This window comes from Streptomyces sp. NPDC020362 (assembly GCF_040642095.1).
GTDB lineage: Bacteria > Actinomycetota > Actinomycetes > Streptomycetales > Streptomycetaceae > Streptomyces.
The window spans coordinates 38,524-51,788 of record NZ_JBFAET010000006.1 but is presented as its reverse complement, the minus strand read 5'-3'; the positions used below and the strand labels follow the sequence as shown (position 1 = coordinate 51,788).

Annotated in this window: 10 protein-coding genes; 9 read left to right on the top strand and 1 reads right to left on the bottom strand. The window is 69.1% G+C overall.

The genetic code is table 11. The annotated features are described in order from the left end of the window. Positions 1-119: 119 nt before the first annotated feature. Positions 120-1,115, bottom strand: a complete 996-nt coding sequence (locus AB0H32_RS04565) for a hypothetical protein (RefSeq protein WP_361114107.1) — start codon at positions 1,113-1,115, stop codon at positions 120-122. Between the two features lie 137 nt (positions 1,116-1,252). Here AB0H32_RS04565 and AB0H32_RS04560 point away from each other — a divergent pair, with 137 nt between their 5' ends. The 9 genes from AB0H32_RS04560 to rodA all read left to right on the top strand — a co-directional run bounded on the left by AB0H32_RS04560 (position 1,253) and on the right by rodA (position 13,195). After that, entirely contained in the window at positions 1,253-3,877 is a 2,625-nt protein-coding gene (locus AB0H32_RS04560) for a valine--tRNA ligase (RefSeq protein WP_361114104.1), read from the top strand. Between the two features lie 215 nt (positions 3,878-4,092). Then, the gene (locus tag AB0H32_RS04555; protein ID WP_361114100.1) at positions 4,093-5,607 is read left to right on the top strand and encodes a folylpolyglutamate synthase/dihydrofolate synthase family protein; all 1,515 of its coding nucleotides are present in this window, start codon (positions 4,093-4,095) and stop codon (positions 5,605-5,607) included. Positions 5,608-5,616: 9 nt separating this feature from the next. Continuing rightward, positions 5,617-5,988, top strand: a complete 372-nt coding sequence (locus AB0H32_RS04550; RefSeq protein ID WP_361114097.1) for a DUF4233 domain-containing protein — start codon at positions 5,617-5,619, stop codon at positions 5,986-5,988. A gap of 62 nt (positions 5,989-6,050) precedes the next feature. Then, a complete protein-coding gene (ndk, locus tag AB0H32_RS04545; protein WP_361114094.1) occupies positions 6,051-6,464 on the top strand; it encodes a nucleoside-diphosphate kinase in 414 nt (137 codons plus the stop codon). A 321-nt stretch (positions 6,465-6,785) separates the two neighbouring features. Further along, entirely contained in the window at positions 6,786-7,805 is a 1,020-nt protein-coding gene (locus AB0H32_RS04540; RefSeq protein WP_086693298.1) for a rod shape-determining protein, read from the top strand. Between the two features lie 164 nt (positions 7,806-7,969). Beyond that, a complete protein-coding gene (gene mreC, locus AB0H32_RS04535; RefSeq protein ID WP_361114089.1) occupies positions 7,970-8,917 on the top strand; it encodes a rod shape-determining protein MreC in 948 nt (315 codons plus the stop codon). 14 nt (positions 8,918-8,931) lie between these two features. After that, complete coding sequence (gene mreD / locus AB0H32_RS04530) at positions 8,932-9,609, top strand: rod shape-determining protein MreD (RefSeq protein ID WP_361114086.1); 678 nt, start codon at positions 8,932-8,934, stop codon at positions 9,607-9,609. Positions 9,610-9,752: 143 nt separating this feature from the next. Further along, the gene (mrdA, locus tag AB0H32_RS04525) at positions 9,753-12,002 is read left to right on the top strand and encodes a penicillin-binding protein 2 (protein ID WP_361114083.1); all 2,250 of its coding nucleotides are present in this window, start codon (positions 9,753-9,755) and stop codon (positions 12,000-12,002) included. Next, positions 11,999-13,195, top strand: coding sequence for a rod shape-determining protein RodA (rodA, locus tag AB0H32_RS04520; protein ID WP_361114080.1), 1,197 nt, complete (start codon positions 11,999-12,001; stop codon positions 13,193-13,195). The genes mrdA and rodA overlap by 4 nt, the downstream gene beginning before the upstream one ends. The last annotated feature ends 70 nt before the right edge of the window (positions 13,196-13,265 follow it).

The window sequence follows — 13,265 nt, the reverse complement described above, 5'->3', positions numbered from 1 at the left end:
AGCTAATGGATCACCACAGGCCACGTCGCCCCATGCCGGCCAACGCAGTTGTCGCGGGGCTGCAACAGAGGGAGCCCCGGTCGTTGACCGACCGGGGCTCTGTCCGAGTGCGAGAGGCGCTACGCCTTGACGCGAACGTCCTTGCGGAGTTTGGCGGTGATCTCCGCGGCGTCGCTGATGGACATGCCCTTGCCCGTCATCGCGCTGGCCACGTCTGCGTTGATGGCCACGCCGATGGTGCTGTGGTCGCCCCAGATGCACACCGGCATGATCATCTGCTTCGGGCCCGAGGAACTGGCACCGGATCCACTCATGTCCAGCTTCACGGACTGGCACTTCATGACGGCGCCTCCGAGGTCCGCCGGCTCCTGCTTCTCGGGGCTGCCGACCAGCGTGCCCTTGGTGCCGTCGCCGCTCTGGTCCTTCTCGGACTCCTCCTTCATGTGGGCGAACATCGCGTCGACGACGGCCGCGGGGTCGTCGATCTGGCCATAGACGCCGCCGAACTTCAGCATCTTCATGGTGAGCGGGCTGTTCTTGTCGCCGGACTGGTATTCCGCGCCCACCGACTTGGCGTTCTTGACGCCGGCCTTCCGGGCGGCCGACACATCGCTGTCCGTCATGGCGTCATCGCCGGAGCTGGCACCCTTCTTGTACTCACCGTTGATAACGGCAGCAGGGGTGATCAGCTTGTGCGGGCCGTCGTCCGCGACATTGCTGCCCCCGCTTCCGCTGACCACGAAGTACACGCCCACCGCCACGGCCGCCACCACGGCCACCGCGCCGATGATCAGGCCCGTCTTCTTCTTGCCGCCGCCCGGCGCCGGCGGCTGCGGGACGCCGTAGGGCTGCTGGCCGTAGGGGGCGGGCTGTCCCGGCTGGCCGTAGGGGGCCTGCTGCTGCCCGTACGGGCCCGGCTGCTGCGGTGCGCCCTGCTGCGGGTAGCCGTACCCGGGCTGCGGCGGGACCGGAGGGGCCTGCTGGGGGTAGCCGTAGCCGGGCTGGGGTGCCTGCGGCGGCTGGCCGTAGGGACCCGGCTGGCCGTAGGGACCAGGCTGCCCCGGCTGACCGTAGGGCGGCTGCTGGCCGTACGGGCCCGGCTGGTTGTTGCTCATTTCGGGGTTCCCCCTTGGACGCTTATGTGTCCCTGACATCCTGGCTCAGGCCCGGAAACCACGCGGCACCGGGGGCCGCACCGTTACAGAACAAACGCGTTTCGGGACCACCCCGTGACACCTCTAAACTGACCCCCGTGACCGAGAACGCTCATCAGCAGCCACCCGCGCCCGACTCCGAACTGCCGACCCAGTACGCGCCGGCCGATGTAGAGGGCCCGCTGTACGAGCGCTGGGTAGAGCGTGGTTACTTCGAGGCGGACGCGACGAGCGACAAGCCTCCGTACACGATCGTCATCCCGCCGCCGAACGTCACCGGTTCGCTGCACCTCGGCCACGCCTTCCAGCACACGCTGATGGACGCCCTCACCCGCCGCAAGCGCATGCAGGGCTTCGAGTCGCTGTGGCTGCCGGGCATGGACCACGCCGGTATCGCCACCCAGAACAAGGTCGAGCAGCAGCTCGCCGAGGAGGGCAAGTCCCGCCACGACCTGGGCCGCGAGGGGTTCGTCGAGCGGGTCTGGCAGTGGAAGGAAGAGTACGGCGGCAAGATCCTCGGCCAGATGCGCCGCCTCGGCGACGGCGTCGACTGGTCGCGTGAGCGCTTCACCATGGACGAGGGCCTGTCCAGGGCCGTCCAGACCATCTTCAAGAAGCTCTACGACGACGAGCTGATCTACCGCGCCGAGCGCATCATCAACTGGTGTCCGCGCTGTCTGACGGCCATCTCCGACATCGAGGTGGAGTACCAGGACGACGCGGGCGAGCTCGTCTCGATCAGGTACGGCGAGGGCGAGGACTCGCTGGTCGTCGCCACCACCCGCGCCGAGACGATGCTCGGTGACACGGCGGTCGCCGTCCACCCGGACGACGAGCGCTACAGGCACCTCATCGGACGGCAGATCAAGCTGCCGCTGACCGACCGGACCATCCCGGTCGTCGCCGACACGCACGTCGATCCGGAGTTCGGCACCGGCGCCGTCAAGGTCACCCCGGCCCACGACCCGAACGACTTCGCCATCGGCCAGCGCCACGACCTGCCGGCCATGACGATCATGGACGAGCACGGCGTGATCACCGTCCACGGCCCGTTCCTCGGCCTGGACCGCTTCGAGGCCCGCTCCGCGGTCGTCGGTGCTCTGCGCGAGCAGGGCCGGATCGTCGCCGAGAAGCGCCCGTACATGCACTCCGTCGGCCACTGCTCGCGCTGCAAGACCACCGTCGAGCCGCGCCTGTCGATGCAGTGGTGGGTCAACGTCAAGCCGCTGGCCAAGGCCGCCGGTGACGCGGTCCGCGACGGCCGGGTCGCGATCCACCCCGCCGACATGTCGAAGCGTTACTTCGACTGGGTCGACAACATGAACGACTGGTGCATCTCGCGCCAGCTGTGGTGGGGTCACCGGATCCCGATCTGGTACGGCCCGGACGGCGAGATCGTCTGCGTCGGCCCCGACGAGCAGCCGCCGACGGGCGAGGGCTGGACCCAGGACACCGACGTCCTCGACACCTGGTTCTCGTCCGGCCTGTGGCCCTTCTCCACCCTCGGCTGGCCGGAGAAGACCCCGGACCTGGCGAAGTTCTACTCCACCGACGTCCTGCTCACCGGCCACGACATCATCTTCTTCTGGGTCGCCCGGATGATGATGTTCGGCCTGTACGCGATGGACGGCGAGGTCCCGTTCAAGACCATCGCCCTGACGGGCCTGGTCCGCGACGAGCGCGGCAAGAAGATGTCGAAGTCCTTCGGCAACGTCGTCGACCCGCTGGACTGGATGGACAAGTACGGCTCCGACGCCGTCCGCTTCACCCTGGCCAAGGGCGCCAACCCGGGCACCGACGTCCCGATCGGCGAGGACTGGGTCCAGGCCTCCCGCAACTTCGCCAACAAGATCTGGAACGCCACGCGCTTCGCGCTCATGAACGGCGCCACGATCGAGGGTGAGCTGCCGCCGGCCGAGCAGCTCTCGGCCACCGACCGCTGGATCCTCTCCCGCCTGAACAAGACGGTCGCTCAGGTCGACGCGTACTACGAGGACTTCCAGTTCGCCAAGCTCAGCGAGGCCCTCTACCACTTCGCGTGGGACGAGGTCTTCGACTGGTACGTGGAGCTGTCGAAGACGACGTTCTTCGCGGGCGGCGAGGCGGCCAAGGCCTCCGGCCGCGTCCTCGGCGAGGTCCTGGACGTCCTGATGCGCCTGCTGCACCCGGTCGTCCCGTTCGTCACCGAGACCCTGTGGACCACCCTCACCGGCCGCGAGTCGATCGTGGTCGCCGAGTGGCCGAAGGACTCGGGCTTCCGCGACGAGGCCGCCGAGGCCGAGATCGAGAACCTCCAGCGGGTGGTCACCGAGGTCCGCCGCTTCCGCGCCGACCAGGGCCTGCAGCCGGGCCAGAAGGTCCCGGCCCGCCTGGACCTGGCGGGTACGCCGCTGGCCGCCCACGAGGGTGCCATCCGCCAGCTGCTGCGCCTCCAGCCGGAGGGCGAGGGCTTCAGCGCCACCGCCACCCTGCCGGTGGCCGGCGCCACGGTCGCCCTCGACCTCTCCGGCACGATCGACGTGGCGGCCGAGCGCAAGCGCCTCGCGAAGGACCTGGCCGCCGCCGAGAAGGAGAAGGCCCAGGCCACCGCCAAGCTCGGCAACGAGGCGTTCCTGGCGAAGGCCCCGGACAACGTGGTGGACAAGATCCGCACGCGTCTGTCCAAGGCCGACGAGGACATCGCCCGCCTCCAGGCCCAGCTGGACCGGCTGCCCCCGGCGTAAGGGTCTGTACGGCGTCAAGGGTTTGTACGTGGATGAAGGCCCCCGGTGCGAAGCAGGCACCGGGGGCCTTCGCCGCCCCTCAGGGGCGCGGGGAACTGCGCGGTCGACCACGGACGCCCCGCACCCGCCCGCCGGGACAAGCCAGCCCACCCCTTGGGCGCACGACCCCCCAAGCCACCGCACCCTTTGTCACCCCGGCTCCGTAGACTGGCCCCGTGAGCGACCTCCCGGACGACAACGACCAGCCCGACCCTCTCGACCCCTTCGAGGACATCATCGCGGCCGAGACCGACCGCGACCCCGACCTCGCGGTGATCGAGGCCGGCAGCCGCACCCTGCGCACGCAGGGCGGGCCGCAGCAGGCCGACGTACCCGCGCGCCCGGAGGACCCGGAGGTCGACAAGGCCCTGCGCGAGGTCGAGGCGGAGCTGGCCACCCGCTGGGGCGAGACCAAGCTGGAGCCGTCCGTCAGCCGGATCGCCGCGCTCATGGACGTGCTGGGCGAGCCGCAGCGCTCGTACCCCTCGATCCACATCACGGGGACCAACGGCAAGACCTCCACCGCCCGCATGATCGAGGCCCTGCTCGGTGCCTTCGAGCTGCGCACCGGCCGGTACACCAGCCCGCACGTGCAGTCGATCACCGAGCGGATCAGCCTGGACGGCGCCCCGATCTCCGCCGAGCGGTTCATCGAGACGTACCAGGACATCAAGCCGTACGTCGAGATGGTCGACGGCCTGCAGGAGTACCGGCTGTCCTTCTTCGAGGTGCTCACCGGCATGGCGTACGCGGCCTTCGCGGACGCGCCGGTCGACGTCGCCGTGGTCGAGGTCGGCATGGGCGGCAGCTGGGACGCGACGAACGTGATCGACGGTGATGTCGCCGTGGTCACCCCCATCGGTCTCGACCACACCGACCGGCTGGGGGAGACGCCGGGGGAGATCGCCGGTGAGAAGGGCGGCATCATCAAGCAGGACGCGACCGTGATCCTGGCGCAGCAGCCGGTGGACGCGGCGCAGGTGCTGCTGAAGAAGGCCGTCGAGGTGGACGCGACCGTGGCCCGGGAGGGGCTGGAGTTCGGCGTCGTGGCCCGGCAGGTCGCGGTCGGCGGGCAGCTGGTCACCCTGCGCGGCCTGGGCGGCGAGTACCCCGAGGTGTACCTGCCGCTGCACGGCGCGCACCAGGCGCACAACGCGGCCGTGGCGCTCGCCGCCGTCGAGGCGTTCTTCGGGGTCGGCGCGCAGCGTGCGGAGCGGCTGGACATCGACAGCGTGCGCAGGGCCTTCGCGGCCGTGTCCTCGCCGGGCCGCCTGGAGGTCGTACGGCGGTCTCCCACGGTCGTCCTGGATGCCGCGCACAACCCGGCGGGCGCCGAGGCCGCCGCCGAGGCCGTGCGCGAGGCGTTCGATTTCAGCCGGCTGATCGGTGTGGTCGGGGCGAGCGCCGACAAGAACGTGCGAGGGCTGCTGGAGGCCTTCGAGCCGATCTTCGCCGAGGTCGTCGTCACGCAGAACTCCTCGCACCGGGCGATGGACGCGGACGAACTGGCCGCGATCGCCGTCGAGGTGTTCGGCGAGGACCGGGTCCAGGTCGAGCCGCGACTGCCCGACGCCCTGGAGGCCGCGATCACGCTGGCCGAGGAGGAGGGCGAGTACGCGGGCGGCGGCGTGCTGGTCACGGGGTCGGTCATCACGGTGGGCGAGGCCCGCCTGCTGATGGGGAAGGGCTGAGATTCCGTCGTGCGTACGCTCTGTTCATCGACGCTGATCGGTGAGTTCTGCATCATCGGGTTCGCGGGGCTCGTGGCCATGAAGGACCCGGACCTGTCCGCGTCGACGGTGTGGCTGGTCAGCGGCATCGCCATGGTCCTGTGCGTGCTGCTGTGCGGCATGGTGACCCGGCCGGGAGGCGTCGCCCTCGGCTGGGCCCTGCAGCTCGCCCTGATCGCCTCCGGCGTCTTCGTTCCCACCATGTACTTCATGGGCGCGGTCTTCGGTGCCCTGTGGTGGGCGTCGGTGCACTTCGGGAGGAAGGTGGACGAGGCGAAGGCCAGGTTCGCGGCGCAGGCCGAGTCCTCTGCGTCTTCCTCCACCACACCTGATGCTGTGTGACAGGTGCACGGACACGCCCTGTAGCCTCGTTTCACCGCACACGTCAGTCGTAAGGAGCCCCCGTGACTCAGCGCACCCTCGTCATCCTCAAGCCCGACGCCGTCCGTCGTGGCCTGACGGGCGAGATCATCAGCCGGATCGAGCGCAAGGCCGGCTGGCAGATCACCGCGCTGGAGCTGCGCACCCTGGACCGGGGGACGCTGGAGCAGCACTACGCCGAGCACGTCGGCAAGCCGTTCTACGAGCCGCTGGTGGAGTTCATGTCCTCCGGCCCGGTGGTCGTCCTGATCGCCGAGGGCGAGCGGGTCATCGAGGGTGTGCGTGCCCTGGCAGGCCCGACCGACCCGATCGCGGCCGCCCCCGGCTCCATCCGCGGTGACTTCGGCGTGATCGTCCGCGAGAACCTGATCCACGCGTCCGACTCCGAGGAGTCCGCCGAGCGTGAGGTGAAGATCTTCTTCCCGGGCCGCGGCTGAGTCCGGCGGACAGATTTTCGCTAAATTTTCTGACGGGTCGTCAAGCCTTCTCGGGCCTTCCGGGCGACCCTGACCTGGGGCGGCCGCACGTTTTCGGCCGTCCTTTGGCATATGCGTTGCCGATCGGGGGAACGTGTGCCCCCGATGGGCCGTCTCCAGAAGCGAGGCGGAGCGCCATCTGATGACAATGGCGAAGACCCTCGCGCAGTGTTCGTGCAGGCGCGTTTACGATGGAAGCCTTCACGTCACAGCACCCGCCTCGCCGTCCTGACATGCCCTCAAAAGTTCGGGAAGGCCCGATGAATCCGGATGGGGAACTCAATGTCGTTCATCGGCCGTGACATGGCTGTCGACCTCGGGACCGCCAACACGCTGGTGTACGTCAGGGGTCGCGGAATCGTTCTCAACGAGCCGTCCGTCGTCGCGATCAACACCAACACCGGTGGCATCCTCGCGGTCGGTGCCGAAGCGAAGAAGATGATCGGCCGGACGCCGGGCAACATCGTCGCGGTGCGTCCGCTGAAGGACGGCGTGATCGCCGACTTCGAGATCACCGAGCGGATGCTCCGTTACTTCATCCTGAAGATCCACAAGCGGCGGTACCTCGCCCGGCCGCGGGTCGTCGTCTGCGTGCCCTCGGGCATCACGGGCGTCGAGCGCCGTGCGGTCATCGAGGCGTCCTCCCAGGCCGGCGCCCGCCAGGTGCACATCATCGAGGAGCCCATGGCCGCGGCCATCGGCTCCGGCCTGCCGGTCCACGAGGCCACGGGCAACATGGTGGTGGACATCGGCGGCGGCACCACGGAGGTCGCGGTCATCTCGCTCGGCGGCATCGTCACCGCCCAGTCCATCCGCGTCGCGGGCGACGAGCTGGACAACGCGATCATCCAGTACATCAAGAAGGAGTACAGCCTTCTGCTGGGTGAGCGGACCGCCGAGCAGATCAAGATCACCATCGGTTCGGCCTACGAACTCGACTCCGACGAGCACACCGAGGTCCGTGGCCGGGACCTGGTCTCGGGACTGCCGAAGACCGTCGTCATCTCGGCCGCCGAGGTCCGCAAGGCGATCGAGGAACCGGTCAACGCGATCGTCGACGCGGTCAAGACGACCCTCGACAAGTGCCCGCCGGAGCTGTCCGGCGACATCATGGACAGGGGAATCGTTCTGACCGGCGGCGGAGCGCTGCTGCGCGGCCTGGACGAGCGGCTGCGCCGGGAGACCGGCATGCCGATCCACATCGCCGAGGACCCGCTGGACAGCGTGGCGCTCGGCTCCGGCAAGTGCGTCGAGGAGTTCGAGGCACTCCAGCAGGTGCTGGACGCCCAGCCGCGCAGATGACACAACTCTTCGGTTCCGCCGTACGGGATGATCTCCTCTCGTACGGCGGATCGTTGATATAGAGGCATAAGCTCCCACAAACGGGCCCCCAGGACTTGCGTCTCGCGAGTGGCGCCTTGAGGGGTCCCCGAATTCCTACTTGAGGAAGGGCACGGCCGCCGCACGTGAGGGACACGAAAGAGAGCCGGCTGCTCCTGGTCCTGCTGATCGCCATCGCGTTCGCGCTGATCACGGTGGACATCCGCGGAGGCCGGAACTCACCGGTCGACGGCGCCCGGCAGGCCGCGGCCACGGTGTTCGGCCCGATCGAGAACGGGCTGTCCTCGGCGGTCGACCCGGTCGGCAACGCCGTCTCCGCCATCCGCGACTCCGGCAGCCGCCACGACCGGCTCGCCACGCTGGAGAAGGAGAACGCGGCCCTCAAGGCGAAGCTCGGCAGCGACGACCGCAACCGCAGCCGGCTGGCCCAGCTCGACAAGATGCTGAAGATCGCCGGAGAGGGCCAGTACGGCATCAAGGGCGCCCAGGTCATCGCCATAGGGTCGGCGCAGGGCTTCTCCTGGACCATCACCATCGACGTCGGCGCGAACGACGGCATCAAGCGGGACATGACCGTGCTGAACGGCGACGGCCTGGTCGGCCGGGTCACGACGGTCGGCCCGGACACCTCCACCGTGCTCCTCGCCAACGACCCCGACTTCACCGTCGGCACCCGCATGGAGGGCAGCGACGAACTCGGCTTCGCCTCCGGGCAGGGCGACCGCCCGCTGCGCGTGGAACTCCTCAACGGCAAGGCCGAGGTGAAGAAGGGCGACCGGCTCGTCACCTTCGGCTCCCAGGCGGACAAGCCGTTCGTGCCCGGTGTGCCGGTCGGCGTGGTCTCCCGCGTCGACCCGTCCGGCGGCGGCCTCACCCGCACGCTGTACGTCACGCCGTACGTCGGCTTCACCAAGCTCGACATGGTCGGCGTCGTCGTCGAGGCCCCGAAGAAGGACCCGCGTGACGAGGTACTGCCGGTCAAGCCCAAGCCGACCCCGACGCCGACGGTGACCGTCACGGTCACCCCCTCGGCCAACGCGACCGCAGACGACCAGCAGCAAGAGCAGCAGTAGGAGCTGACTTCCCCATGCGTGTCAACCGGATCCTGCTCTCCAGCGCGCTGGTCGTCGTCGCCCTGGTGATCCAGGTCAGCGTCCTGGCCCGGCTGCACCTGCCGGGCGCCGTCCCCGACCTGATGCTGCTCACCGTCCTCGGCCTCGCCATGGTGTACGGCCATGTGGGCGGCGCCCTCGTCGGCTTCGGCGCCGGCCTGCTCGCCGACCTGGCCCCGCCCGCCGACCACGCGGCCGGCCGCTACGCGCTCGTCCTGTGCGTCATCGGCTACTTCGCCGGACTCATCAGGCCGGAGAACGGCCGCCTGAAGTCGGCGACCGGCCCGATGGCCGTCGTGGTCGCCGCCGCCGTCGGCTCCACCCTGCTGTACGCCGCCGTAGGCGCCCTGGTCGGCGACACGGCGGCCCGCCACGTCGGCCTGACCGGCCTGCTGTTCTCGGCCGCCCTGTACGACCTGCTCCTCGCACCGTTCGTGGTGCCGGCGATCATGTGGGTGGCCCGCCGCTCCGACAACGACCCGCTCGCCGGGGCAGGTTCGTCCACCAAGGCCGGCGACATCTCCTCCGGGTGGCTCTCCTCGGGCACCGGCCTGCGGATCGGCAGCCAGCGCGGCGGCCTCGGGGCCCTGAGGGCCAAGGCCCGCACGCGCTCGACCCGGGTCGGCCGCATCAAGGGGGTCAAGCGGCTGTGAGCAGGGGCGCCCACGCGCGGAGCGCGCTTGTGGACACAAGCACCCGAACGGGGAAGCTCCGGCGGAACGAGGCCTCACAGGCTGGTCGTTCATCATTCGTACGCGCACACGCATCCGCGCACTGAGAGGGGGAGACAGCCGCAGTGACCAACATTCCCGAGACCGGACGGACCCCACGGGTCCAGATTCGTCTCGTCGTGATCCAGATCCTCGTCCTCTCCCTCCTCGGCACGCTCGGCGGCCGTCTGTGGTACCTCCAGATCCGCCAGGGAGCCGAGTACCAGAAGGAGGCTTCCGGCAACCACGTCCAGCAGGTCGTGGACCCGGCCGTGCGCGGTGACATCCTGGACGCCCGGGGCGTGCCGCTCGCGGACAACGAGACCCGCCTGGTGGTCTCCGCGTCCCGCACCGACCTGCTGAAGCAGAAGGACGACGGCAAGGCGGTCCTGACCAAGCTGGCCGGCGTCCTCGGCATGAAGCCCGAGGAGGTCAGGCAGAAGGTCCGGCTGTGCGACGCCAAGACCCCCCAGCCCTGCTGGAACGGCTCGCCCTACCAGCCGATCCCCATCACCGACGAGGCCACCCCCAAGCAGGCCCTGCAGATCCGCGAGCGCTCCGAGGACTTCCCCGGCATCACCGCCGAGCCGGAGGCCGTGCGCCGCTACGCGGGCCCGGGCAAGTCCAACACCGCCCAGGTCCTCGGCTATCTCTCGCCGGTCACCGACGACGAGATCCAGAAGGCCAAGGACACCGAATCGCCCTATCTGCGCTCCGACATGGTCGGCCGCTCCGGCCTCGAGCGCCAGTACGACAAGGTGCTGCGCGGCAAGGCAGGCGTGACCCGCTACGAGGTGGACAACCTCGGCCGGGTCATCGGCAAGGCCAGGTCGGACGCCGCCGAATCCGGATCCAACCTGGTCACCAGCATCGACTCCCGGGTGCAGCGCGTCGCCGAGTACGAGCTGAACAAGGCCATGAAGAAGGCCCGCGAGCAGTTCGACAAGATCACCGGTGAGAACTACAAGGCCGACTCCGGTGCCGTCGTCGTGATGGAGGCCAAGACCGGCCGGATCGTCGCCATGGCCTCCGCACCCACCTACGACCCGAACGTGTGGGTCGGCGGCATCTCCGCCAAGGACTACAAGGCCCTCACCGGCAAGAACTCCGACTACCCGCTGCTCAACCGGGCCATACAGGGTCAGGCGGCCCCCGGTTCGACCTTCAAGGTGGTCTCCACGGCCGCCGCGGTCCAGGCCGGCTACGTCTGGGACGGTGGCTACCCGTGCACCAGCTCGTACTCGGTGGGCGGCCAGGTCTTCAAGAACTTCGAGGGCGAGAACTTCGGCCCGATCTCCCTCGGCCGCGCCCTTGAGGTCTCCTGCGACACCGTCTTCTACGGCCTCGCCGACAGGGAGTGGAAGAGGGACGGCGGCATCAACCCCAAGAAGGGCCGGCCCAAGGACTACTTCTTCAAGACCGCCCACCAGTTCGGCCTCGGCAAGGAGACCGGCATCGACCTGCCCAACGAGGTCACCGGCCGGGTCCCCGACCGCCAGTGGAAGCTGGACTACTGGAAGGCCAACAAGGACGCCTGGTGCAAGTCCGGCAAGAAGGACGGCACCTACGTCGAGAAGATCGCGTACGAGAACTGCCTCGAAGGCAACAAGATGCGCGAGGGTGACGAGATCAACTACTCCATCGGCCAGGGCGACACCCTCGTCACCCCGATCCAGGAGGCAGTGATGTACGGCGCCGTCGCCAACGGCGGCACCATGTACCAGCCGACCATCGGCAAGGCGGTCGTCAGCGCGGACGGCAGGACCGTACGGGAGATCAAGCCGACGAAGACCGGCAGGCTGCCGGTCAGCCAGGCCACCCTCAAGGGCATGAACGACGCCTTCGCGGGCGTCATCACCCGCGGTACCGCCGCATGGAAGTTCGGCGGCTGGCCCCAGGACAAGATCCCGCTGCACGCCAAGACCGGTACCGCCGAGGTCTACGGCAAGCAGACCACCTCCTGGCTGGCCACCTACTCCAAGGACTACACGGTGATCATGACGATCGCCCAGGCCGGTACGGGTTCCGGAGCCTCCGGTGAGGCCGTGCGCAACATCTACAGCGCGCTCTACGGCGTCCAGAGCGACGGCTCCGTCGACAAGAAGAAGGCGCTGCTGCCCGAGCCGCAGAAGAGCCTGCCGAAGGTCCGCACCGACGGCACGATCGACGCCCCGAAGATCACCGGTGACCCGGGCAAGGACGCCGAGGCCTCCCAGAAGGACAACCCGACCAACGGGGACGACCAGCAGCCCGCCACCAGCCCCTCGCCCACCACGGGCAACAGCAACACCCGCAGGCGGCCGCGCCGGAGGGGGAGCCGGAGGATGCTCACATGACCGGCAACAGCTTCTCCGTCTCCGGATACGGCCCCGAGCGGGCCGGCTGGACCAGGGTCTTCGCCCGCGACTCCCTGGCCCGCCGGCTCGACTGGCCGATGCTGCTCGCGGCGATAGCGCTGTCGCTGATCGGCTCCCTGCTGGTGTACTCGGCGACCCGCAACCGCACCGAGATCAACCAGGGCGACCCGTACTACTTCCTGATCCGGCACATCATGAACACCGGCATCGGGCTCGCCCTCATGATCGCCACGCTCTGGCTCGGCCACCGCGCCCTGCGCAACGCGGTGCCGATCCTCTACGGCCTGTCGGTCTTCGGCATCCTCGCCGTGCTCACCCCGCTCGGCTCCACCGTCAACGGTGCCCACTCCTGGATCGTGCTCGGCGGCGGCTTCTCGCTGCAGCCCTCCGAATTCGTGAAGATCACGATCATCCTGGGCATGGCGATACTGCTCGCGACCCGGGTCGACGCGGGCGACAGGAAGCACCCCGACCACCGCACGGTGGTGCAGTCCCTGGCGCTGGCCGCCGTACCCATCCTGATCGTGCTGCTCATGCCCGACCTGGGGTCGGTCATGGTCATGGTGGTCATCATCCTGGGCGTGCTGCTCGCCTCCGGGGCCTCCAACCGCTGGGTCTTCGGGCTGATCGCCGCGGGCGCCATCGGGGCGATCGCCGTCTGGCAGCTGCACATCCTGGACGCCTACCAGATCAACCGCTTCGCCGCCTTCGCCAACCCCGACCTCGACCCCGCGGGCGTCGGCTACAACACCAATCAGGCCCGTATCGCCATCGGCTCCGGCGGCCTGACCGGCGCGGGCCTGTTCCACGGTTCGCAGACCACCGGCCAGTTCGTCCCCGAGCAGCAGACGGACTTCGTGTTCACGGTCGCGGGGGAGGAGCTGGGCTTCCTCGGCGCGGGCCTGATCATCTTCCTGCTGGGCGTGGTCCTGTGGCGGGCCTGCCGCATCGCCCGTGAGTCGACCGAGCTGTACGGCACGATCGTCGCCGCCGGCATCGTCGCCTGGTTCGCCTTCCAGGCGTTCGAGAACATCGGCATGACCCTCGGCATCATGCCGGTCACCGGTCTGCCGCTGCCGTTCGTGTCGTACGGCGGCTCGTCCATGTTCGCGGTGTGGGTGGCGGTGGGACTGCTCCAGTCGATCAAGGTGCAGCGGCCGATGTCCGCTTGACGTGTTCACCGGGTGAATGACGGGAGTTTTCCCGCCATTCACCCGAGATGACCTCTGCCCTCGGGAGCGG